This is a genomic window from Muribaculum gordoncarteri (genome assembly GCF_004803695.1).
Classification (GTDB): domain Bacteria; phylum Bacteroidota; class Bacteroidia; order Bacteroidales; family Muribaculaceae; genus Muribaculum; species Muribaculum gordoncarteri.
The window spans coordinates 2,114,268-2,136,388 of sequence record NZ_CP039393.1 but is presented as its reverse complement, the minus strand read 5'-3'; the positions used below and the strand labels follow the sequence as shown (position 1 = coordinate 2,136,388).

Annotated in this window: 18 protein-coding genes; 5 read left to right on the top strand and 13 right to left on the bottom strand. The window is 49.3% G+C overall.

Features of this window, described 5'->3' with window-relative positions; all coding sequences use genetic code 11:
- Positions 1-2 precede the first annotated feature (2 nt).
- Complete coding sequence (locus tag E7746_RS09505; RefSeq protein ID WP_136410649.1) at positions 3-2,282, bottom strand: heparinase II/III domain-containing protein; 2,280 nt, start codon at positions 2,280-2,282, stop codon at positions 3-5.
- Positions 2,283-2,492: 210 nt separating this feature from the next.
- Here E7746_RS09505 and E7746_RS09500 point away from each other — a divergent pair, with 210 nt between their 5' ends.
- Both E7746_RS09500 and E7746_RS09495 read left to right on the top strand, forming a co-directional pair.
- Complete coding sequence (locus E7746_RS09500) at positions 2,493-5,300, top strand: two-component regulator propeller domain-containing protein (RefSeq protein WP_168184354.1); 2,808 nt, start codon at positions 2,493-2,495, stop codon at positions 5,298-5,300.
- A 225-nt stretch (positions 5,301-5,525) separates the two neighbouring features.
- Positions 5,526-6,083 (top strand): sigma-70 family RNA polymerase sigma factor, encoded by a 558-nt coding sequence (locus E7746_RS09495; protein WP_136410647.1) that lies wholly within the window; start codon positions 5,526-5,528, stop codon positions 6,081-6,083.
- Positions 6,084-6,324: 241 nt separating this feature from the next.
- Here the strand turns inward: E7746_RS09495 and kduI are convergent, their stop codons facing one another.
- The 9 genes from kduI to E7746_RS09450 all read right to left on the bottom strand — a co-directional run bounded on the left by kduI (position 6,325) and on the right by E7746_RS09450 (position 17,955).
- Complete coding sequence (gene kduI / locus E7746_RS09490) at positions 6,325-7,251, bottom strand: 5-dehydro-4-deoxy-D-glucuronate isomerase (protein WP_136410646.1); 927 nt, start codon at positions 7,249-7,251, stop codon at positions 6,325-6,327.
- Between the two features lie 33 nt (positions 7,252-7,284).
- Positions 7,285-7,956, bottom strand: coding sequence for a bifunctional 4-hydroxy-2-oxoglutarate aldolase/2-dehydro-3-deoxy-phosphogluconate aldolase (locus E7746_RS09485; protein ID WP_123396286.1), 672 nt, complete (start codon positions 7,954-7,956; stop codon positions 7,285-7,287).
- 47 nt (positions 7,957-8,003) lie between these two features.
- On the bottom strand, positions 8,004-9,026 hold the full coding sequence (locus E7746_RS09480) for a sugar kinase (RefSeq protein WP_136410645.1): 1,023 nt from the start codon (positions 9,024-9,026) through the stop codon (positions 8,004-8,006).
- 50 nt (positions 9,027-9,076) lie between these two features.
- On the bottom strand, positions 9,077-10,498 hold the full coding sequence (locus E7746_RS09475) for a PTS galactitol transporter subunit IIC (RefSeq protein ID WP_136410644.1): 1,422 nt from the start codon (positions 10,496-10,498) through the stop codon (positions 9,077-9,079).
- Positions 10,499-10,510: 12 nt separating this feature from the next.
- On the bottom strand, positions 10,511-11,668 hold the full coding sequence (locus E7746_RS09470; protein ID WP_136410643.1) for a DUF4861 domain-containing protein: 1,158 nt from the start codon (positions 11,666-11,668) through the stop codon (positions 10,511-10,513).
- Positions 11,668-12,462 (bottom strand): gluconate 5-dehydrogenase, encoded by a 795-nt coding sequence (locus E7746_RS09465; protein WP_123396290.1) that lies wholly within the window; start codon positions 12,460-12,462, stop codon positions 11,668-11,670. Before E7746_RS09465 ends, E7746_RS09470 begins: the two co-directional genes overlap by 1 nt.
- Before the next feature lie 27 nt (positions 12,463-12,489).
- Complete coding sequence (locus E7746_RS09460) at positions 12,490-14,808, bottom strand: DUF2264 domain-containing protein (RefSeq protein WP_136410642.1); 2,319 nt, start codon at positions 14,806-14,808, stop codon at positions 12,490-12,492.
- 526 nt (positions 14,809-15,334) lie between these two features.
- Positions 15,335-16,723 (bottom strand): DDE transposase, encoded by a 1,389-nt coding sequence (locus tag E7746_RS09455; protein WP_136409462.1) that lies wholly within the window; start codon positions 16,721-16,723, stop codon positions 15,335-15,337.
- A gap of 308 nt (positions 16,724-17,031) precedes the next feature.
- On the bottom strand, positions 17,032-17,955 hold the full coding sequence (locus E7746_RS09450; protein WP_136410641.1) for a LysR family transcriptional regulator: 924 nt from the start codon (positions 17,953-17,955) through the stop codon (positions 17,032-17,034).
- A 71-nt stretch (positions 17,956-18,026) separates the two neighbouring features.
- On the opposite strand from E7746_RS09450, the gene E7746_RS09445 reads away from it, so the two are divergent.
- The 3 genes from E7746_RS09445 to E7746_RS09435 are packed head-to-tail and all read left to right on the top strand — an operon-like array spanning position 18,027 to position 19,583.
- Positions 18,027-18,743 (top strand): 4Fe-4S binding protein, encoded by a 717-nt coding sequence (locus E7746_RS09445; RefSeq protein WP_136410640.1) that lies wholly within the window; start codon positions 18,027-18,029, stop codon positions 18,741-18,743.
- The gene (locus E7746_RS09440; protein ID WP_317130893.1) at positions 18,671-18,925 is read left to right on the top strand and encodes a DUF362 domain-containing protein; all 255 of its coding nucleotides are present in this window, start codon (positions 18,671-18,673) and stop codon (positions 18,923-18,925) included. The genes E7746_RS09445 and E7746_RS09440 overlap by 73 nt, the downstream gene beginning before the upstream one ends.
- Before the next feature lie 37 nt (positions 18,926-18,962).
- The gene (locus tag E7746_RS09435) at positions 18,963-19,583 is read left to right on the top strand and encodes a hypothetical protein (protein WP_136410639.1); all 621 of its coding nucleotides are present in this window, start codon (positions 18,963-18,965) and stop codon (positions 19,581-19,583) included.
- Here the strand turns inward: E7746_RS09435 and E7746_RS09430 are convergent.
- Genes E7746_RS09430 through E7746_RS09420 form a run of 3 tightly spaced genes read right to left on the bottom strand, consistent with a single transcriptional unit; the run spans position 19,570 to position 22,014 of the window.
- A complete protein-coding gene (locus tag E7746_RS09430; protein ID WP_136410638.1) occupies positions 19,570-20,478 on the bottom strand; it encodes an agmatine deiminase family protein in 909 nt (302 codons plus the stop codon). The two genes, E7746_RS09435 and E7746_RS09430, sit on opposite strands and share 14 nt — an antisense overlap.
- A gap of 52 nt (positions 20,479-20,530) precedes the next feature.
- Positions 20,531-21,658 carry a type II toxin-antitoxin system HipA family toxin gene (locus E7746_RS09425; RefSeq protein ID WP_136410637.1) on the bottom strand — a complete coding sequence of 376 codons (1,128 nt, stop codon included), beginning with the start codon at positions 21,656-21,658 and terminating at the stop codon, positions 20,531-20,533.
- A complete protein-coding gene (locus E7746_RS09420; RefSeq protein WP_136410636.1) occupies positions 21,655-22,014 on the bottom strand; it encodes a helix-turn-helix domain-containing protein in 360 nt (119 codons plus the stop codon). The genes E7746_RS09425 and E7746_RS09420 overlap by 4 nt, the downstream gene beginning before the upstream one ends.
- Positions 22,015-22,121: the final 107 nt, after the last annotated feature.

Here is a 22,121-nt window from a genome sequence, read left to right as displayed (position 1 = left end):
TGTTATTTTTTATTGTATAACTTTATATTTACGAGGTTGCCGGTCTTCTTTACCGGGGTGTTGATGCCGTTGACAGTCAGCGACGAGGGCGACGACTTCAACTTTAGGTTGATGCGGGGCTGGCCCGTGACCTGAATGTCGAGTTTGCCGTCGTTTTCGTCGGCTATGAGGTTCAGCTTCGACAGCGATGAAAAGTAGACATCGCCGTTGCGGCGTAACGCGCTTCCGTGGCCGATGAAAATCTCCTTGGCATCGGCAGGATTTGAGCCTTCGGGATAGCTGACAGCCAGCATATAGGCATCGGTCGACCATCCGTCGGCCTCGATCCAGGAGTTGAGATGCATAAGTCGTCCGTCGGCAAGCTGATTGATGTAGAGGTCGGTCACTTTGCCGTTGTGCTTCACCTGAAGGCCTATCCAGTCCTTGCCTTCACGGCGAGTGATGACGGGAAGCTCCTCTTGGGTGACGCTGTCTTTAAGTATTATAGCCGTTACGCCTTTCACTCGGTCGGTAATGCCCGGCAGGTGGAATGACCAGTACTTTTCGGTGTCCTGCATATTTTCGGCGGGCGCTTCGTGTACTTCCCAATAGAGATCGTCGGGATAGTCATGAACGAAGTCGCTGTAGGCCAGCTGACGGGGATAAAGCGGGCGAATCAGTGCCGATGAGTTGCCGTTGGTTATCTCAAGGTCAAATCCTCGCTTCACGGCATCGCCTCCAGGATGCCATATCCACTCAAATTTTCCCGGCTCGTGACTCAACAGGTCGTCGATAACGTAGATGACATTGTCGATCCAGAGGAAGTGACGGAAGTTGCGAATCATCCATTGCGACATGGGGACGGTGCCGTCGGCGAGCACATATTTTATATTGCCTCCGTCGAGCAGGTTGCTCATGCTTCCGGGAAGCATGGTGCCGTGATACTGCTGGTGACGCGACTGACCCTCGCCGTTGAATTTTACGACATTGTGGGCGTCACTTTGGAAGAAGTAATTTCGATACTGTGGTTTCGCGTAGCTGCAGTTGCCCGCATCCTTGATTATGTCGACACCCTTGTGGAAGAGGATCAGGGAATTGGCGTCGGCATGGGAGTGATTCCAAGTCATGCCCGACTTTACGGCAAGCATGGTTGCGTTCTTGTGCCATGAATCGCGCATGGTAGCCCATCCGAAATCCTTCCACAGGCGGGAGTTGGAAAGATTAGGCGTTGACGGTGCCTTGGAGAGGTCAGGAGTGTAGAGAAATCCCATGGGAGTGTTGCGCGGATATCCTTCGCGGTGTTGTCCCGGCTCGATCTGGTTGATGTACCATAACGTATTGGGATTTTCATCGCCCATTTGATAGGCAAGTATCATCGAGCTTTCGCCGGTAACGTTTTTGTGGCTGTCGCCGAAATTGATGCTGTAGAGCTGTCCCGAGCGCGGATAGCACACGTTGACGAAGAAATCGGATATAAGATGAATGTGTGGAATGTCGTCGATTTTCGCTCCGGGATGGGAGTTGAGCCAAGCCATGCGAAACAGCAGTGCTTCACATACGCCGAAGCTTGCGTAGTTGATGCTCTCGTACATTCCTCCCGACTCGTCGAATGTCTTGGGCTTGCGTTGCAGGACATCGCCTGCAAAGTCAAACCATTCGGGAAGCACCTCAATCAGGGCCTCGGCGCCCTTGCGGGCTTCGGGCAACTCGTTGGATACGGACAGTGCGAGCAGGCCGCCCATTCCCGCGCAGGATGTCCACCAGTTGTGGCCCATTGAGTTGAGAGAGTGAATGCGAGTGGGTTCAAGTATCCAGTCGCCGAGCAAAGGCTCGATTGCGAGATCGTACATGCCTCGGGCTATCTCCATGCGCTCGGCGGGAGTGAGCTTATTGTATATGACATCATAGGCCACAGCGACTTGGAAGCTCTTGTGAGCCATCTGCAATTCGCTGCGCCAGGCCGGATTACGGGCAAGCATTTCACGGTCGCCCCATGACTTGACCTTGGCGGTGTTCAGCAGTATCTCCTTTATCTTGTCGGCGTATTTGGAGCTGTCGGTCATCATGTAGGCGAGGGCGAGGTATTCCAGACGGCGTAGGTCGCCTTTCAGCCGTTGATTGTCGGCCTCGGCCTTTATGCTTTTCCATCCGTTGGCCAGAACGGTGTCGTTTTTCATCGCCTTGCGGGCGGCAGCCACCCTTTCGGGAGTGAATAGCAACGACGGATGCTTAATGGCGTGAACGGCCGAAGCACAGAAGAGCGACAATAATGTGATGATGATTGTGGTTATTGTTTTGCGCATGGTGATGTGATTCTATGGATTAATACGAATGAAGTGATGAATATACTCAGTCCATCGAGTGATAATAATTGTTAAATACAAATTTATCACTTTTTGATAAAAAGAGCGTTATAAATTATGTCATTTGAAAATCTCATTATAACTTTACGATTAGGCGCAATGAGCGTGATGATGACGCAGTGTCATCGGCATAGTGTGCAATATAGTTTAATGAAATTGACTACCGACTATATATCGAGAAGCCTGTTGGCGATGTGGGTGAGCCGCATAGCGGTCTTGGCCGTCATGCTTGTCATGCCGTTGATCGCACGGGCCAACTCGCATGACCGCATGATGAGGTCGATCACTCAAGGTGACGGGCTTCGTGATGCCACGGTGAGCGTTATCTACAAGGACTCGCTCGGGTATATATGGTTTGGCACGACTTCGATACTTGAACGATTTGACGGCGTAAATATGCGTCACTTCCCGATTACCGGCGATGAGGAGAGCGCCAAGTGGATAGGGGCGATAGGTGAAACCGACGGCAACTGCCTTTGGGTGGGTACCGGTGGCGGCTTATGGCGTCTTGACAAAAATTCGACGGAGCTTGTAAGATATGGCGAGAATCACATCACTAAGTCGGTAAATGCCTTTGCCAATGATGGAAACGGCAACTTCTACATAGGAGGAGAGGAGGGGCTGTTCATGATGCGTAACGGCAAGCTGTGCAATATAGCAATAGAGAGCAATGTGTTGTCATCGGCCAACAAGGTCAATGACATGACTGTCGATGATGGCTCACGCAGGCTTTACGTGGCTACTGACCAAGGCGTTTATTCGCTTGACATGGACGACGGTTTCAAGGCTGAGAAGCTCGGAGATTCCAACATGACATACAGCGCGATATATAAACGTGACGACATGCTCTATCTCGGAACCCGCAATCAAGGACTTTGGCGTTACGACCTTAAGCGTGACGCGCTGTCGGGCTATGCCGATGTGGGGTCAAACGTGGTAATGGACATGTTTGGCGACGGAAATCGGCTATATGTGGCTACCGACGGAAACGGACTTCAGGTGGTAGACATGGAGAGCGGGGCGGTTGTCGACAGCTACGACATGTCGGGTAGTCACGGCAAGAGCATACGCTCCAATTCGGTATATTCGGCGTTACGTGACCGCGAGGGGCAGATGTGGCTCGGTTTCTATCAGCTCGGTGTAGACTTTACGATGTATAGTAACTCTTTATTTGAAACATACGCCTATCCGCCGCATCTTGATACCGAGGGAGTGCTTACGCGAACGATTCTTGCCGACGGAAGCCGCAGGCTGATAGGATTTCGTGACGGATTCTGCTTTATAGACGAGGACAACGGCACGTTCAAGCGTTACTATGCATCGGACATGAGATCGCCTATGGTTGTGTCGAGCATTCGTTATGACGGAAAGTATCTGATAGGTACCTACGGAGGCGGGTTGTATGTGTTTGACCCCGAGCGGTTGACATTAAGCGACTTTGAGCCGGGTTATGACGATACATTCAAGAACGGCCATATATTTGACTTTGAAATCGACCGTGACGGCGACCTGTGGATATGCACTTCCAACGGATTGTTCCGACATGAGCGTGACGGAAACAACGTATATTACAACCGACTGAACTCGAAGCTGCCCGAAGGCAACATATTCGGAATATTCTTTGACTCGACCGGGCGAGGGTGGATATGCGGCGAGAAGGGGCTGTGCCTGTGGGATGCCGAGTCACGGCAACTTGTAGGTGACATTCTGCCCGACAAGTTCATCCATAACACAAGGGTGAGGAGGATATGCGAAACAGGCGACGGCCGATTGCTGTTTATATATGACAAGAACAAGCTGTTTGGGTCGGATACGGAGATAAAGAATTTCGGAACGCTGACAACTCCGGTGCCGCTTGACAACAAGGATATGGACATGCTCATCGACAAGGAGGGCTGGATATGGCTCATAACGACCAACGGACTTTATCGATGGGACGGAAACAAGGTGTTTTACTCCTACAACTTCAATGACGGACTGCTCAGTCAAACGTTCTTTCACTCGGGAAGCGACATGGATGACGATGGCCGGTTGTGGCTGTGCAGCTCACAGGGACTCGTCACTGTTGACATAGACAATGTAACGGAGCGTCAGCGTCCCTACATGATTGCGATAACCGATGCCTCGGTCAACGGGATTGACTCATTCGGGCAATTGGATAGAACGGGTGACAACAGCTACGAGATGCGCCTTGACAATGTGGGAGAGGTGAATCTTGCCGTGAAGGTGTCAGGGTTCAATTACTCACACCCCGGCGATGAGGTGTTCCAATACAAGCTTGACAATGCCAAGACATGGAGTGTAGTCGAGGGGCAGCATTCAATATTGTGTACCGACCTTGGAAGCGGACATCACACACTTGTGTTGCGATACCCCAATGAAGAGAAAAGCGAAGTGACGCTTGATATATTTGTGGCGCGTGACAACAGCGCATGGCTGTGGGTGATTGTGATTGCGCTATCGATTTTTGGCGCGGCAGCGGTAATAAGGGTGAAGCTGAAGCATCGCAAAGAGCGTAAGGATAATGACGCAGGCAGTGATGCTCAGGCCGACAATGTGCAGGTTGAACGCAAATACCGTAACTTCAACATGAGCGATGACGAGTGCCGTCAGTTGCTTAAAAACGTAGAGGAGATCATGCGCAAGTCAAAGGCGTATACCGACCCCGACCTGAAACTTGCCGGACTTGCCTCGCTTGTCAACACGACACCTCCGGCACTGTCCTACATGTTCAACCAGTATCTCAACACCAATTATTACGACTACATCAACAATTACCGCATAGAGGAGTTTAAAAGACTCGTGAGTGAACCTGAAAGTGAAAAGTACACATTGAGCGCACTCGCCGCCAAATGCGGATTCAGTTCACGTGCATCGTTTTTCCGCTATTTTAAAAGAGCCACTTCCATATCGCCGAGCGAATACGTAAAGAGCATAGGTAAAAACAACAGGGAATAGGGCCTTATTGTAGGGCAAATGTAACACAGTCAAGCAGGAATCGATGTAACATACGGCTCAAATAATTTGAGTCAAAGTGTATCATGTAAATTAATGCGCTTATAATCAGCAGTGAATATTGCATTATGTCTAAGATAATATAGTGAGATGCTTAGGCTACAGGAAAAATGCATAGATTGTGATTATTGTAATATCTTTGCGATTGTAATCTAAATCGCAAGACCAATGGAAACAAACAACATCGCCGGTGTAATGCCCGAATGCCAGTGTTTTCGGAGTGATTCATCGGATGATGTGATTGCCAAGGCATACGTGGGTCATCGTGACGGGATATTGCGTTACATACACTCGGCCATAAACAACAGAGCGGAAGCCGAGGACTTGACTCAGGATGTGTTCTTGCGGATTCTCGATTACAGGATGCTTATAAATGAAGCGACAATAAAGTTCTTCATGTATAAAATCGCCAGGAACCTGATATGTGACTATCTGCGTCGCCATCAAGTAAGGCAGGAGTGTTACGACTACATGTATTATAATGTGTCGTCGCGGGAAACCGAATCGGCCGATTGCCTCGCGATAGCGAAAGATATCGCATCGCTTGAGCGTGACATCATAGCTCGGTTGTCGCCGCAGAGAAGAGCCGCCTACAGGATGAAGCGTTTCGGGCTCATGACATGCAACGAAATCGCCTGCCGGTTGAAGCTGTCGGCTCGCACTGTCGAAAACCATTATCGACACGCTTGTCTTGAAATAAGAGATTACATGAAGAGATGTATATGATATTTTAGTATCTACCCAAAATTAATGTCACCGCTTTTTATTTTTGAGATTGATTGAAGAATAGTTTTTTACTGAGCGGAATTAGATGAAGGCTGCGTCGTAATTGTGAATTTGCGACGCAGCCTAATTCTTTTGCGCGGCACCGACCGGGAGTATGCCGATATGCCCGAAAGCAGAAGGAGGCTGTGCCTCAATTAAGACACAGCCTCCCCACTATAAATAGTTGAAACGCTATAAAAGCCTAACGCATTTCGAGGTAGGTGACCTTGTCCATGTCGCCATAGTCGAGGTTTTCACCACCCATACCCCAAATAAACATGTAGTTGCTCGTTCCGGCAGCGGCGTGTATCGACCATTCGGGCGACATTACGGCCTGCTCATTGTGGAGCCAGATGAGTCGGTTCTCCTGAGGCTCGCCCATCAGATGACAGATTGCGTTACCTTCGGGAACGTTGAAGTAGAAGTAGGCTTCCACGCGGCGGTCGTGAGTGTGAGCCGGCATGGTGTTCCAAACGCTACCGGGCTTGAGTTCGGTAAGTCCCATCTGAAGCTGACAGGGGCCTTCCTCAAGCACATTGGCAACGATGAGCTGATTGATTACGCGGTCGTTGCTCTCCTCCATCGAACCTGCTGCAAAAGAGTTGGCCTTTATGGAGCCTTTGCGACCGTCGATCGTTATGAGCTGGGTCTTATAGGCTTTGTGGGCCGGAGTCGAGTTGATGTAGAATCGAGCAGGATTGGCCGCGTCCTTGCTGCGGAAAGTGACATTCTTGTTGCCACGGCCCACATAGAGGGCATCCTTGAAGTTGAGCTCATAGTCCTTGCCGTCAACACTTACTATGCCGGGGCCGCCGGTGTTGATGACTCCGAGTTCGCGGCGTTCAAGGAAGTATTCGGCCTTCAGCGGGTCGATAGTTTCAAGTGTCACCGTCTTTGCAACGGGAACCACGCCACCGAAAATGAGTCGGTCATACATTGAGTAGGTAAGGTTTATCTTATCATTTTCCATGACCTTGGGCATAGTGAAGTGAGAGCGAAGCTGGTTGGTGTCGTAGTTCTTGACATCATCGGGATGACATGCTCTCAAAATGGTATAGCTTGTCGACTGTGCGCTTGCTCCAAAGGCAATTGAAGCTGCAATCAGAGCTGACATGAATAAAGATTTCATAGCAGTTGAGTTTTGGGTTGTTTTGTAATGTAGTTATTTGGTGCGACATTCAGCGGCATATCCAATCGCTTCAGCGCACTTGTCGGATATGTATTGCCAGTCGGCAGCTGCTATCTTGTCCTTGGGGAACAGCTTAGAACCCATTCCCACGCAGTAGACACCTGCGGCAAACCAAGCCGAGATGTTTTCGCGTGTAGGCTCGACGCCTCCTGTTACCATGAGCTTTGACCAGGGCATGGGGGCGGTGAGTCCCTTAACGAATTTCGGGCCGAGGACATCGCCGGGGAATACCTTGCAGAGGTCGCATCCGCACTCCTGGGCAGCACCTACCTCCGACACGGTTCCGCATCCGGGGGTGTAGGGTACTGAACGGCGGTTGCAGACGCGTGCCACTTCGGGATTGAAGAGCGGGCCAACGACGAAGCAGGCTCCAAGCTGCAGATAGAGTGCGGCGGTAGCGGGGTCAACCACTGAACCCACACCTACGGCGAGTTCAGGACACTCCTTGGCTGCATACTTGACAACTTCGGCAAATACCTCGTGGGCGAAGTCACCACGGTTGGTGAACTCGAATGCCCTCACTCCACCGTCGTAGCAGGCTTTTACCACCTGCTTGGCAATCTCGGGATTGGAGTGGTAGAACACGGGTACGATGCCGGTTATGCGCATCTTGGCCAATACATCTATTTTATCAAAACGTGCCATATAATCAGTAATTTTCGTATTATCGGGTTATTGTTAAATGAATAATACTATCGCTGTACTCGTCCGTTGGCGTTTCCTCCGGCAAGAGCCTCCACTTCGGCTATGCTGACGAGGTTGAAGTCGCCGGGAACTGTATGCTTAAGTGCCGATGCGGCTACCGCAAACTCGAGCGCCTCACCTTGGGTCGACATGGTGAGAAGACCGTGAATAAGGCCGCCTGAGAATGAATCGCCGCCACCTACGCGGTCAACGATGGGGTTGATGTCGTAGCGACGCGACTCGTAGAAGTCGGTGCCGTTGTAGATCATAGCCTTCCAACCGTTATGGGTTGCCGAGAATGATTCGCGGAGAGTCGACACGACATATTTAAATCCGAACTCTTCGGCCATTGCGCGGAAGATGCCGCGATAGCCTTCGGCTGAAGTTTCACCGGCTTCGACATCGGCATCGGGCTTGAATCCGAGGCATAGTTCGGCATCCTCTTCATTGCCGATGCACACATCGACATATTTCATCAACGGACGCATTACCTGTTGAGCTTTTTCGGTAGTCCACAGCTTCTTGCGGAAATTGAGGTCGACCGATACAGTTACACCGTGACGCTTGGCCGCTTCGCAGGCAAGGCGAGTAAGCTCGGCTGCAGCATCGCTTATGGCCGGTGTGATTCCGCTCCAGTGGAACCAGTCGGCACCTTCCATAATAGCGTCAAAGTCGAAGTCTTCGGGCTTTGCTTCGGCGATTGCCGAGTGAGCGCGGTCGTAGATGACCTTTGACGGACGCATCGAGGCTCCTGTTTCGCAGTAGTAGATGCCCACGCGGTCGCCTCCGCGTGCAATAAAGTCGGTGTTCACGCCGTAGCGGCGGAGTGCGTTTACGGCAGCCTGTCCTATTTCGTGCTTGGGAAGTTTGCTGACAAAGTATGCGTTGTGGCCGTAATTGGCGCAGCTGACTGCGACATTTGCCTCACCTCCACCCCAAATGACATCGAATGAGTCGACTTGAACAAACCGGCTGTTGCCTTCGGGCGACAGACGGAGCATGATTTCGCCTAATGTAACTATTTTACTCATAGCTAATGACTTTTTTTCGTTTCTTAATATATTATATAATGTAAGTTATATTATTCGGTCGTTTCAATGCGCTCGGAATTGTCCTTAATCATTGCACGCTGGTTGCGGATTATGAGCACTCGGTTGTACCACATAAGCCCCATCGTGAAGATGACAAGGATTCCGGCACCTATCCATTTTAACGATTGACAGCATTGGAATATTATCCAAGCGAGCGGACTTGATGCAAAATCAAGGCTTCCACCCTCAAATCCCTGCGGTATCGCTACGGCACTGTCGCCTGTGGCGACATATACATCCTTGGCTGCAAGCGTGAACCATGAAGCCAGATTGGTGACCATGTACAGACCGATGACGATGACTACAAGACCGATGATGAATGTCTTTACGACATTACCGCGGGTGAAGGGGAGAACGAGGGGGAACACGTAGAACATTCCCGCAAGCGAGGCGAGGGGAAGGAACTGGTTGCCGGGCAGGAATACCGCAAGCGCGATGGTGACGGGAATCAAGAGCAACGACACCACAAGGGTGGTGGGGTGACCGATGACGAGCGCCGGGCTCATGCCGATGTTCAATCCCTCGGCTCCGCGGAACTTGCGTGCGATGAGGCTGCGCGTAGCATCGCTTATGGGCTTCAGTCCCTCGATGAAAAGCACAGTGACACGAGGAATGAGTTCCATAACGGCACCCATCTTGATTCCGAGTCCGAGTATGTAAGGTATGCGGTCGACTATTTCGGCCCATGAATTGCAAGTAAGGCAGCCGATGGCTATTCCTACAATCACTCCGAGGAAGAGGGGTTCGCCGAGAAGACCGAATTTTTTCTTCAGGCCTTCGGCATCGACATTCAGCTTGTCGAAGCCCGGAATTCGGTCAAGACCCTTGTTGATAATCCATGCAAAGGGGGCGAATCCTCCGCAGAATGGCTGAGGAATCGAAATGCCGTCCATGCCCTCGTAGAAATCCTGGAATTTCTTGGCGGTCATGTCGGCTATTATAAGCGTGATGGCATAGCATATAATGGCGGCGAAGAATCCCCATGCAAGCGATCCGGATGCAAAGTAGACAACTGCTCCGATGAATGCGAAGTGCCAGTAGTTCCAGAGGTCAATGTTGACCGTGCGTGTAGTCTTGGTGAAGAGCATCAACAGGTTGACTCCGAGGCACACGGGGATGATGAATGCTCCCACGGCCGTGTTGTAGGCAACGGCTGCGGCAGCGGGCCAGCCCATGTCGAATACATGCAGCTGCAGATCGTAGATGCTGACTACCGTGTCGAGAGCCGGGCCGAGGCTCGATGTGAGCAGGGCGGTGATTACCGACAGTCCCACGAATCCTACACCCACCTTAAGGCCGCTTTTAAGAGCGTCGCCGAACTTGATGCCGATGCACAATCCGAGCACGGTGAAGATTATAGGCATCATCACCGCAGCACCAAGTCCGATTATATATTTGAAAACTTCTTCCATTGCTCTGCGAATTTATTTTACGGTGACTTTCAACGGGCTTTGCGACTTGCGATAGGCGCTTTTCAGTTCCTCCTCCCACTCGTCCATAGTGGCTACATCGCCTTTGCTCCATCCTGAACCCCAGTAGTAGGTGAAGGGGGAGTCGGGGGTGTATTCCACCGGTGCGAGAAGATGGCCTACGGCATCGCCTACGGGGGCGTTGAGCGGCTTGTTGATCATGTCGTCGAATTCGCCTGGAACCATTACGCCAACGAATATCACGCCGTTGCCGTTGGCGGCATTGTCGGTAGAGTCGGCATAGGCCATGTAGTGGTTTTCGGCGTCGATCGAGTAGCCGTCGGGGTTCTGTCGATGAACGACTATGCCGGGAGCCACACGGCCTTTAGCGGAGAGTCCCGAGTAGCTGACAGTCGTGCGGTTGAGGTGTGAACCACGATCAAGGCTAATGACGCGGGTTTCAACTACATTGGTGTCGCTTGCCACTGTCAACGGGTTGTAGACAAGACGGGTGGTGAAGCGCAGCGGGCCGTTGTCGAGGACTTCCCACTCCTTGAAACAGTAGGGATAGACGATGCTGTCGTTGTCGACAAGGAGAGCGGCTGTGCCTCCTCCAAGAGTGGGACCGACGGCATAGACATCCATTCCGTTGCCGTGGTCGACATGGAATGAAACGCGATTCACGCGGTCCTCATAGTAACGGTGCTCGAGAATCGGGGTTTCGACCGACTTTGTCCAGATGTCGTAGCCGAAGGCGCGTTCTCCGCTTGCTTGCAGGGCCGGGCCGTAGGCACGATAGGCGCTCTTGTCGTTCTCCCAGGCCATATCGTCCTTGCGCTCGGGAAACAGGCGACCGTAGACGAGGGTGTCGACGGGAGCGGGAGTGCCGGGACGAAGGGTATAGTCGGAGCTGCTGTTGGCGGCTACGGTTGCCGGGAATATGAGCAGGTTGTCGTAGGTGAGCTGATAGGGCACTTCATTGCCTTCGGAATCGACAATCACGAAGCTCTCGCCTGCGGGAAGGTTCAGTGAGGCCATGTCGACGGCGGTGATTTCGTCAAAGCGGTCGATGTCGAGCTGATTGGTGACTGTGATGCTCTTGGTTGAGTTGCTGCACCCTACAGCTGCCACGCCTATTGCGAGGCAGCTGAATATCTTTGTTAATGCATTCATTACTTGGGCTGTTTACCGATGTAAGCAAGGATGCCTCCGTCGACATAAAGTACATGTCCGTTGACGAAGTCGGAAGCGTCGGAAGCGAGGAATACGGCCGGACCCTTGAGGTCGTCGGGAGTTCCCCAGCGAGCTGCCGGAGTCTTTGCGATAATGAATGAGTCGAAGGGGTGGCGGCTTCCGTCGGGCTGGCGTTCACGCAGGGGAGCGGTCTGCTCTGTTGCGATGTAGCCCGGACCGATACCGTTGCACTGGATGTTGAATTCGCCATATTCCGATGCTATGTTGCGGGTGAGCATCTTCAATCCGCCCTTTGCTGCTGCATAGGCCGATACTGTTTCGCGGCCGAGCTCGCTCATCATTGAGCAGATGTTGATGATTTTGCCGTGTCCTTTCTTTTTCATGCCGGGAATGACGGCCTTTGAGCAGATGAACGGTCCAACGAGGTCGACATCAATCACACGACGGAACTCGTCGGCGGCCATCTCTTCCATAGGTATGCGCTTGATTATACCGGCATTGTTGACAAGGATGTCGATTGTGCCTACGGTGGCTTCGATGTCGGCTACCATAGCCTTTACCGATTCCTCGTCGGTTACATCACAAAGATAGCCCTTGGCGTCGATGCCAAGCTCCTTGTAGGCGGCAGCTCCGCGTTCAAGTGTTTCACGGCGTGAGCAGTTATATACTATTTTAGCTCCGGCTTCAGCAAATGCCTGAGCGATTGCGAGTCCAATTCCATAAGCGGCTCCGGTTACTAACGCCACTTTTCCTTCAAGTGAAAAATTTACCATAATATATTGGTCTATAAAAAATCGGTGTTAAAATAAATCTTTGAATTTCTCGGTTTCTCCCCAGTGATGATCCTTGGGGAAGGGCTGTCCTGACCACGCTTTCTGGCTTGTCCATGGTTGTTGCGCATCGGTCCAGAAAGGGTGAGTGGCAGGAAGGCCAAGAGGAAGGAATGACAGTGATGTCATGTAGAGGCTGCCGTTGTTGGTGTACCAGTCGGCGATATTGGGCTGGCGGCCTGCAAATCCAATGGTGAGGAAGCCGCCTTCGTTGAAGTTTTCCTTGTCGTCAAACATGCGGTGCATTACAGCGGTAAGAGCCGAGCGCACTTGTCCGTTGGTGAGTCCGGCGGGAAGCTTTTCGTACCAAGCCATGAGGGCGAGAGGCTGCATTGTGGCCATGCGGTAAGGGATTGAGCGTCCGAATACAGGGAACGTACCTTCGGGTGAAATGAGTCGTTCAAGCACGATGCTGTATTTCTGAGCACGGCGGAGAGCGCGGTTATAGTAGTTGCTGTAGTGGATGCGGGTGTAGGCCTTTGAGTCCTTGAGAGCCTGAAGGGTTTCAAGGTACATGGGGTGGAACACATAGCTGCTGTAGTAGTCGAATGCAAATTCGGGTCCGTCGGCATACCATCCGTCGCCGGTGTACCACTCTTCGACTTTGCGGATGGCTGAGTTTACGCGATATTCATCGTATTGCGCTCCGGCCTTTGCGAGCAGTCCCTCGATGGTTGATGAGAACAGCAGCCAGTTGGTGTAGGGAGGGTCGACACGGCGCAACTGTGAGAACTCCTCGATGTAGCGGCTCTTGGTGGTGTCGTCAAGAGGCACCCACAGTGCATCGTAACCGCGAAGAAAGCTTTCGGCTATATAAGCTGCGTCGACAAGCGCCTGACCGTGACCTCGCCACAACAGGTAGTCGGGGCTCTCGGGGTCAACGGCATTGCGATAGCTTTTAAGAGCCCAGTCGCGGAGCTGCTTACGCTTCATGCCTTCGTCGGTTTCATCGTCGGGTAGGGAAAGCCAGGGAGCAATGCCGGCCATGAGGCGTCCGAATGTTTCCATGTAGGTTACGCCCTTGTTGCGTCCGTCCCAGTTGGGGCTTACCTCGACAATCATGTTTTTCTGTAGGTTGCCTTCGGCCATGTTGCTTAGCACGGGAGCTGCCATCTTATAGAGCAGGTCGACCCAGTAGGCTCGGTCTTCGTTGCTCTCCTTTTCAAGGAAACGTACATATTCACATGCGGCGAGGAGGAATGCACCTACACCGAAGTTGGCTGTTGATTTGGAGTCGACTACCTGTCCGGGGATTGCTTTTTCGCCGATGGGCTGAACGTAACCAACTCGGCCGTCCTTCTGCAGGGCTACATTCTTTAGGTAGTTCCAGCCTTTCTGAGCAGCATCGAGGTATTTAGGATCATTCAGATAACCGTTGTTGATGCCCCACAGCAGGCCGTAGGTAAAGAATGCCGTACCGCTTGTTTCGTATCCGGGGGCGTGCTCTTCGTCGAGCATTGAGCGCGACCAGTAGCCTTCGGGACGCTGCGACTTGACAACGGCGTCGGCCATGTTGCGGTATCTGTCCTCAAAGAATTTTCGGTGTTCATATTCGGCAGGCAGGTCTTTAAGCACCTTTGCGAGTCCGGCGAGAACCCATCCGTCGCCTCGAGCCCAAAAGTCCTTTTTGCCATTGGCGCTTTTGTGCTTGGGATATACGTATTTACCGTCGCGGTAGTATAGATTCTCCTCGGGGTCAAACATTATGCTGTCGCTATAAGTGATGTATTCATAAAGTTTGTCGAGGTATTGCTTGTTTCCTGTGATTTTGTGAAGTTTGGTCATTACAGGCATAACCATGTAGAGTCCGTCGGCCCACCACCAGTAGTCGTGTTTTGGTGTCGACATTTCATATTCCATAACTTCACGTGCGCGGCGAATGCGCTTGTCGTCGGGCAGGATGTTGTAGAGGTCGGCATAAGTCTGGAAGCATATCTGCCAGTCGCCAAAGAGTACGTAGTCATCGCTTTCGCCATAGCTATATTTCCAGTTGGCGCGGTCGTTGCTCTTGGCGCCTTTCCATTGGTTGTGCTCGGCCCACTTTTCGGAGTATTCACGGTAGGCGTCATTTCCTGTGAGGAAGTAGGCCTCCATGTTGCCGGTGTGATAGGCGGCATTGTCCCAAAAGGCTCTTACCTCGGGAGCGTTGTTGCTCTGCCAATAGGTGTTAACCTTGTCGATGATGGCACGCACTTCCTTGGATTGCTTGGTTGTTGCCGAGAAGGCGGCCACTGACGTGGTGAGCGCCAATCCCACAAGGGAGCAGTTGATGAAAGTGTTAAAGTTCATTAGGATACTTGGTTGTTAATAAAGTTAATAAATAATATATAGGTATCCCCGAAATTATTCATTGTCATGGCAAGACTTTTTCCACATAATAACGAAGACACTAAGAAGCATAATTACTATTTTACAAAATTAGTGAATATTTCCTATAAAGGAGTATAAAATTTAATCTTTGTGGAGCGGTTTTTCAATCAAAATCGCTTTATGGGCCTGATGAGGGGTGCATTTAGGTTTCGGTGGGTTGAAAAAGTAGTCCGGCCCATGCCAACTGTGACATGGGCCGGACTATATATATTGTGTGTTTTTCGTTTTGTCTTGTATTTTATGTCAGATTTATTATTTTAGGGATATTCAGTTAATGGCTTGATTTATCAAGCTGAAAATGGAGCGTGGTCGCCCTATGGCGGTGCTGTTTTGATTATGAGGGCAAATTTTCAATTCTCGGCGATAAAATATGACATTTCGGACAAATAGGGATACACTGATTCGCCTCCGATGTGCTTCGGAGATGAGATGACAGTATGATTTTTCACGCTCGCTGTTTTTGTAACTGCTTCTCTTTTTCTTCGATGGCGAGTTGTCGGGCGGCAAGTGTTGCGGCGTTTGCCATGTGGATGCCGAAAAAGAGCAGCAGGGTTTCGCTGCGGGAGTTGCGTGCCGCTATCCGGCCAACGCTGTAGTGTTGTTTCTGATTACCGAAACTGCCCTCCATGGCGGTAGAGCGCAGTGTCCCGATTATTCGTCGGGCTGTGCTTATGTCAGCATCTTCATCCTTGGGCTTCGGGCCTTTGCGGACAAAACAGGTCGTCATGCCGTTTTCGGTGCAATACCGCCGGTTGTCGTTGTTGGCATAGATGGTGTCTGCCCCTACCCTGGTCACTTTGATACCGGTCAGTTCCTGTTGATATTCAATACACTCCTGTAATCTCACGCCCTCGTTGAAGGCTTCGAAGGAATGGTGTTCGATGAATGAAATTCCGTCAATCTGGATGTTGTTGACCTTGACTCCGAACTCCACTCGCTTGTTCTCCTTGCCTCTGACAATAGGACGGATGTACGGACGGTCTATGCTGACGATACGGTGTTTCACCTCCTTTTTCTGAGCAAGTGCGCTCTGCTGGCGATACACCTCTTTTAATGCACTGAGACGCTTGCTTTGCTCTGCGGTGAGCGTGATGTCAACGGTGTGTATCTTGCAGATTCTGTTCCATTGACCTATCTGTTTGGAAAGCAGGCCGAGCAATCGACGGCGGAGTTTGGCGGTTGCCGCCCTGGTGTGCTTGCGATGCTTGGCATAGGTGAGTCTGTCGCGGTCAATATCACGATACTTGTTGCGTGGCAACCGTTCCTTCAACGCCTTGCAGGTCTTTTTTATAAGTGATTGAATCCACTCGCAGCATTCCCACAACAGCTTTACATCTGTCGGGAATCGCAGATGGCTCTCGTAACAGGTGGCGTCGGTCAGGCACAGGTTCTTGTCTTTTAACAAACCGCCCCACTTGTCATACAGCAATTTCTGTAGTTCTTTGATATCAAGAGCTCCGGCTATACGCTGACGGATAGCACTGACTATCTTGCCGTTCTTTATGGGGTTGGCCGGATCTATGAGCACCCCGCAGAACATCTGTATGTGTATACTGCCGTTGAGCATCTCGATCAGGCCGTCATCCGACTGTCCGGTATATGGCTTGAGAAACATCAGCGCCACCTCTCCCTCCGGCGGGAACATCGGAGTGTTGCCCTGAGGATGCGTTTTGGGAAAATGCGAACGGATTTTCTCTGCCAGTTCTTTCAATGGCAATTGCGCATGGATGCGCCCGAGCTCGCTTACGGCAAAACTCTCGCGATATTTTTGCATGAAATCGAACTCGGTAAACGGCAACGTGGCCGTAATCTCGGATATTTTTCGTAACTTCACGTACAATTATTTTAAGAATTACCCCCGAATAAGCCCGTGATGGGTCCATCGGGGGTTCATTGTAAAGTTACAAAATATCTACGACTTTGGCAAACAATTAGTTGGCAATTAACTGAGTATCCCTATTTTAGGGTTGTATTAGGAAATGAAATTTTATCGTCTAATACAAATCCACAATGCAAAGATGCCAAAAACTTAATTATTGAGCAAATTTATTTTTTGTCGGCTTATTTTTTAGCTCGAGATTATGTTGCAAATTGGATGATGTAGATGCTTTTTGAGAATTTGAACTATTGATATATAGCGGATTATGTGGTGGAGAGTTGCGACAATTCAGGACTGATCATCTTTTTGGGGATGATCGACTGTAATGCGTGAATGACGCTTTTCAGCATGTTCAGGCGAATGAAATCAGCTCTAAGGTATATCGAAATACTTCGCTTTGAAACAAATCGGCCTTCGATAGGTCGCACATTCTCCCTTTGCGATTCCGACAGAAAGGGGAGGTGCATTTCCGGGATTATAGTAAAACCGCCGTTGATGTCGACGATGCGTATAAGGGTTTCGATGCTTCCGGCTTCATAGATGTGTCGTCCGATACTGCGTGCCTTGCAGAAGCTGAACGTGCTTTCGCGCATACATTGTGATTCCTTCATGATCCACATCTTTTCGTGAACGAGATCGGCCGGATTGAATGCCGGCTGCTTCATGAGGCAGTCTTTGGCCATATATACGAAGAACGACTCGGTATATAGCGGTATTTCCTTGACTCCTGTCACGGCGTGGCCGCTCATGGCTATTCCTATGTCAATATTGCCAAAGCGGAGAGCCTCAATTATGGCATCACCTTTCATCTCGTTTATGGAGAGTTTGACTTCGGAATGGGCATCGGTATATTTCTTAATGAACCAAGGCATTAGGTAAGGTGCTATCGTTGGCCCTATGCCGATTGATAACGGCCCGGAAACCGCTCCTTTTTGTTCGGCGACAATTTCTTCGATTCGGTCGGCTTCGCTTATTGCTGTCTGTGCCTGAAGAAGTATAATCCGGCCAATGGAGGTGGGGACAACGCTTCGATTGCTTCGCTCGAATATTTTTACACCGAGCTCCTCTTCCAGTTTTAGGAGCAGGGCACTCAATGTGGGTTGTGTGATGTCGAGTTCGGCGGCTGCTTTCGCAAAGCTGCGATGGCGGTCGATGGCGATGATGTATTTTAGCTGCTGTAGTGTCATGATAGATAAATTCAATGCAAAGATAGCCAAAATCTGTTGTCGGTCTATCGCGGCGGCAGTAATTTTGCAACATGAAAACAGAAGTAATCACGAAAAAGAAGAGATTTCACCGATATTTCCCGACTAAAGGGTATTCATTATATTGGATATTGTTGGCATATCTTGCGATAGGATATTTCTATCCGGTGATAGGATTGTTGGCGTTGGTGTGCATGATCGCTCCGGTGGCTTTCGCGGTGAGTCGCGGTCGATGGTGGTGTGGAAACGCCTGTCCCAGAGGGAATATGTATGACAGGCTGCTGGCTAAATATTCACCCCACAAGCCTATCCCAGCATTTGTTCGCACTCGGCAATTCCGTATTTTCATGGTGCTTTTTATCTTCACCATGTTTGGCGTGCAGATGTATTTTGCTTGGGGCGACTGGAACGCCATAGGACGAGTTTTCTGGACCATCATTCTTGTCACCACGATTGTAGGAGTTACATTGTCGTTTATCTATGCGCCGCGCACATGGTGTTCGTTCTGTCCGATGGGTACTCTTTCATCATGGGTTACGCCGAAGAAGACTCCGTTGCCAAAGGCTTTCACAAGCGTTAATGTGGATGCGTCGTGTCAGATGAAGTGCAAGAGTTGCGCGAGAGTGTGCCCTATGCAGCTCACTCCCTACGACAGCCGGGGAGAAGCGGTGGGCTACCTTAATGCCGACTGTATAAAATGTGGCAAATGTGTCGTTTCATGCCCGTTGAAGATAATGAAAATCAAACCTCAAACCATTATAAACCAATGATAGAAGTTGATAGAAAGCTGTGTCCGCATGATCATGTGTGTCCGCTAATACGTATTTGCCCGGTGGGTGCCATAACGCAAGGTGACGACGGCTACCCGATAGTAGACCATGACAAATGTATTGAGTGTGGAAAATGTGTGCGCTCCTGCCCCAAGAAGGCCATGCAGAATAGGCGGGTATAATGCCGAAGATTTCTTATATTTGCAATAAAAACTGATTATGAAGAATTATATTGAACAGCTAAAAGACAAACTGGATTTGCTTGGCTTCAATGAACCCGAAGATTACGGAGCGTTTTTTCAGTCAATTGCAGATATATTATTGAACCATGTGCTAATCGCCAAGAACGAAAGGCTATATGAAATTACCGAGATTGAATTTTATTTATTTTCTCCAACGCATCCCGATGTAATAGCCTATCCTAGGATTTTTGAAAATGGCGGACAATGGTTTTTCCACCAAAGTGGTGTGGATTTGAGCTTTAAAAGTGATGACATTGTGTTTGGCGGAATTCTGATTCGAGGAATATGCGAACATAAGGCCGGTGCGCAACCTATAATCGGTCCGTTGAAATGTGTGTATACTCTTTGGGATCATTTTGACGCATTTAATCCTACACCGGATTCTTATCCGCATATTGTTGAGTGTGACGATTCATTTGGAAAAAATATAACGAAACTTCCAAGGTGGATAACTGTTCCAAATGGTAAGACACGTGAAGACAAGATTGAGGAATGGATAAAACGCCTGCCTGAAATTGACAGAGTTAACCTTAAGACATCTACTGCGGATATGGCTAAAGCTGTGTTTGACAATGAATATAGATTTAAGGCAGTTTAGGAGCTTTTATATTCCATGAAATACAGTTTAGTGCGCCGCCTTCTTTGACAATCTGAGGACATGATATGGGGATTATCTGACAATCAGGCATATAATATCGGAATTGTTCTACGGCTTGTGCATCTTCTTCGACGATTTTTTCTGAAGGTATATATTCGGTTTTGTCGGCGGTAACATCATCACCGGTGCATTCTCTATTTATAGAAGGGCGCATTGGTGTGAGTTGCGGCAGAAATATTGTATTGCCGATACGAAGAAAATTGATATAGCACCAATTATGCTTATGTTGCTTCTCGACATTAAAGTCGAGTATTTTTACATCGAAATATCTACTAAGAATTTGTTCAAATTGTAAGGAATATTTCTTAGAATAACGATGGTAGTTGGTTAACAGGACAGTCCCGTCGAATATTTCTCTGACAATGCCGTCGGCATGGCCATAATATTCGCTGCGATCCCATGGAAGGAATATGATTTCGGATTGAAAGGCTGTTTCAAGTTGGTTGATAAGTTCTATCCGTGATAAATGACTGTTTTCATTAAAGACTTTATCAACCATAATAATGCCTTTTGATGTCTTGACAACATTCCCTCCGTCAATAATCAGGCCGCTTGCAAAAGTATCAAATCCCATTTTGTCACAGACTCTTGCTTGATTGGTTATCCTTGAGGAAAAATTGGGGTAGAGGTAATCGGGGCAATATTCATAACCGATAAACTTTTGATCGTCAATCTGTATCGGCATATAATCGCGAGCCCATATATCTACTGTGGCAGGAATGAATTTAACAGAAATGTTATTTTCACGAATTCGGGTTACTATTCCTAAACCACCGAGTATATTAAGTACGAGTTCTGAAAAATAGATGACATTTGTGTCTGAATCAAGTATCATGATAGTATTAATTAAAATTGGATTCAATTGATGTGCCGGATGGGCTATTTCGCTATGTTGGTATGTTGTAGCGAATTAAGTCGCGACAGCAGGAATGAACTTCATCTATAATTTCACGGCATCGGGGCTCCGGTAGCTTGATTTTTGTGCCAACTGCGATAAAATCTGACAATCGTGGCTGGCCTGTGCCGTTGACTGAGGTTGCGTGCTCGCCGTTATATCCTTCGGTGCATAGCGTGAGGTCGTAGGCCGGTGCAAGCCGCCATTGCCATGCTTTTGTATCGGAATCCTTGGCCACATAAAAACTGAAATTCTTGCAATGATCGTCTTTATTGTCGGTGAGATAATTGAACAGCATACGGCGATACATTTGCTCCACATCTTCACGGTTTTGAGTCAGGTAGCCGGTAAGTGCAAGAAGATTTGAGTAATCCATAAACGGTTCACGAAGTGATATGCACAACAGTCCTCCTGCTGTTGCAGTGTGAAGGCGATTTCCTTCACTGTCGATGTCGAACCGTCGAGATGCGAAATATCGTCCGTTAACGAGGCGGAAATCAGGTACTATAATTCCGCATTTTTGAGCGATTTTGTTATATCGATACTCTTGAAGCCCTTTATCTGTCGGGTCGTATGTATGTCTGAATTTGATAATCCAGTGCCCTTCGGAATCCGAAAATACCGCTTTCGGGCGAGCGCCACCGCTGTTTCCGCTATTGTAGAGCAACAGTCCGGCATCGCTATCCTGTTGCTCTTTGAGCACTTCGAGGGCCGTTTGTTGAAGTCGGTCGAAATCGGTTATAGGTTCCTTAGGTTCAATATTAATTGAAGGTGAATAGGTGAGTGCGCCCATGCCGTTGTCGCCTACAATTGCGAGCCGGTCCAATGATGACAAATCGGAATCGTTGACCCCTTTTCGCAGCAATGCCTTGTGAAGAAGATAGCGGCCGTATCCGTCGGGAAGGCTATCCTCAAAAATGCCGAAATTACCGTAAAACGGCTGGGGCTTGGCGATGAATACACCCGGCTTTAGCGGCAGTTCAAGTGGAGATATGCTAAAACCGTCGGCAATCCATGATTTGTCGTACTCGAAGACATTCAGACGATTGTCGGGCGTAAGCGACAATGTGCCCACCGTCTGTCCGCGAAACATTACTTTAAGCTTTTCGGTTTTTCTCATTTCTTCTTATTTTTAACGTATGCCCTTTTGTTGCCACTTTTGCTGCGAATCATGTCAAGCTCTTCCATTGTGTCAAATTTGGATTTGCCGAATAGATTGCGGACATCTGAAGCATATCCCAAAGCCATCGCCAACTTTACAAGCGATTCAAAGGCAATAAGCCCCTTTTGCTCAAATCGGGCGACGGTAGACAAAGGCACTCCCGACAGCTCGGAAATGTGTTGTCGTGTAATGTTTTTTTCAACGCGCCTTTTACGGAAATTTTCAGCAACTTCTCTGGCTATATCATCTGAATTATCAAGAGTAAAACTTTTTAATACAGATAATATATTGTTATTATTAATATTTTGTATCATAATACTGCTAATATTATGATACAAATGTAGTCAATAATTCTGAGATGAGCAATAGAATTGCGAACATTTCCGTTTGACCCGGAATCGAGTAGGGAACGGGGGCTAAA

Bases quoted from the DNA above. Each gene is read 5' to 3' on its own strand.
- E7746_RS09425 (WP_136410637.1), bottom strand. From the start codon at position 21,658: ATGAGAAAAACCGAAAAGCTTAAAGTAATGTTTCGCGGACAGACGGTG.
- E7746_RS09505 (WP_136410649.1), bottom strand. From the start codon at position 2,282: ATGCGCAAAACAATAACCACAATCATCATCACATTATTGTCGCTCTTC.
- E7746_RS09495 (WP_136410647.1), top strand. From the start codon at position 5,526: ATGGAAACAAACAACATCGCCGGTGTAATGCCCGAATGCCAGTGTTTT.
- E7746_RS09500 (WP_168184354.1), top strand. From the start codon at position 2,493: ATGAAATTGACTACCGACTATATATCGAGAAGCCTGTTGGCGATGTGG.
- E7746_RS09440 (WP_317130893.1), top strand. From the start codon at position 18,671: ATGTGGCAAATGTGTCGTTTCATGCCCGTTGAAGATAATGAAAATCAA.
- E7746_RS09420 (WP_136410636.1), bottom strand. From the start codon at position 22,014: ATGATACAAAATATTAATAATAACAATATATTATCTGTATTAAAAAGT.
- E7746_RS09450 (WP_136410641.1), bottom strand. From the start codon at position 17,955: ATGACACTACAGCAGCTAAAATACATCATCGCCATCGACCGCCATCGC.
- E7746_RS09470 (WP_136410643.1), bottom strand. From the start codon at position 11,668: ATGAATGCATTAACAAAGATATTCAGCTGCCTCGCAATAGGCGTGGCA.
- E7746_RS09435 (WP_136410639.1), top strand. From the start codon at position 18,963: ATGAAGAATTATATTGAACAGCTAAAAGACAAACTGGATTTGCTTGGC.
- E7746_RS09465 (WP_123396290.1), bottom strand. From the start codon at position 12,462: ATGGTAAATTTTTCACTTGAAGGAAAAGTGGCGTTAGTAACCGGAGCC.
- E7746_RS09475 (WP_136410644.1), bottom strand. From the start codon at position 10,498: ATGGAAGAAGTTTTCAAATATATAATCGGACTTGGTGCTGCGGTGATG.
- E7746_RS09480 (WP_136410645.1), bottom strand. From the start codon at position 9,026: ATGAGTAAAATAGTTACATTAGGCGAAATCATGCTCCGTCTGTCGCCC.
- E7746_RS09485 (WP_123396286.1), bottom strand. From the start codon at position 7,956: ATGGCACGTTTTGATAAAATAGATGTATTGGCCAAGATGCGCATAACC.
- E7746_RS09430 (WP_136410638.1), bottom strand. From the start codon at position 20,478: ATGATACTTGATTCAGACACAAATGTCATCTATTTTTCAGAACTCGTA.
- kduI (WP_136410646.1), bottom strand. From the start codon at position 7,251: ATGAAATCTTTATTCATGTCAGCTCTGATTGCAGCTTCAATTGCCTTT.
- E7746_RS09460 (WP_136410642.1), bottom strand. From the start codon at position 14,808: ATGAACTTTAACACTTTCATCAACTGCTCCCTTGTGGGATTGGCGCTC.
- E7746_RS09445 (WP_136410640.1), top strand. From the start codon at position 18,027: ATGAAAACAGAAGTAATCACGAAAAAGAAGAGATTTCACCGATATTTC.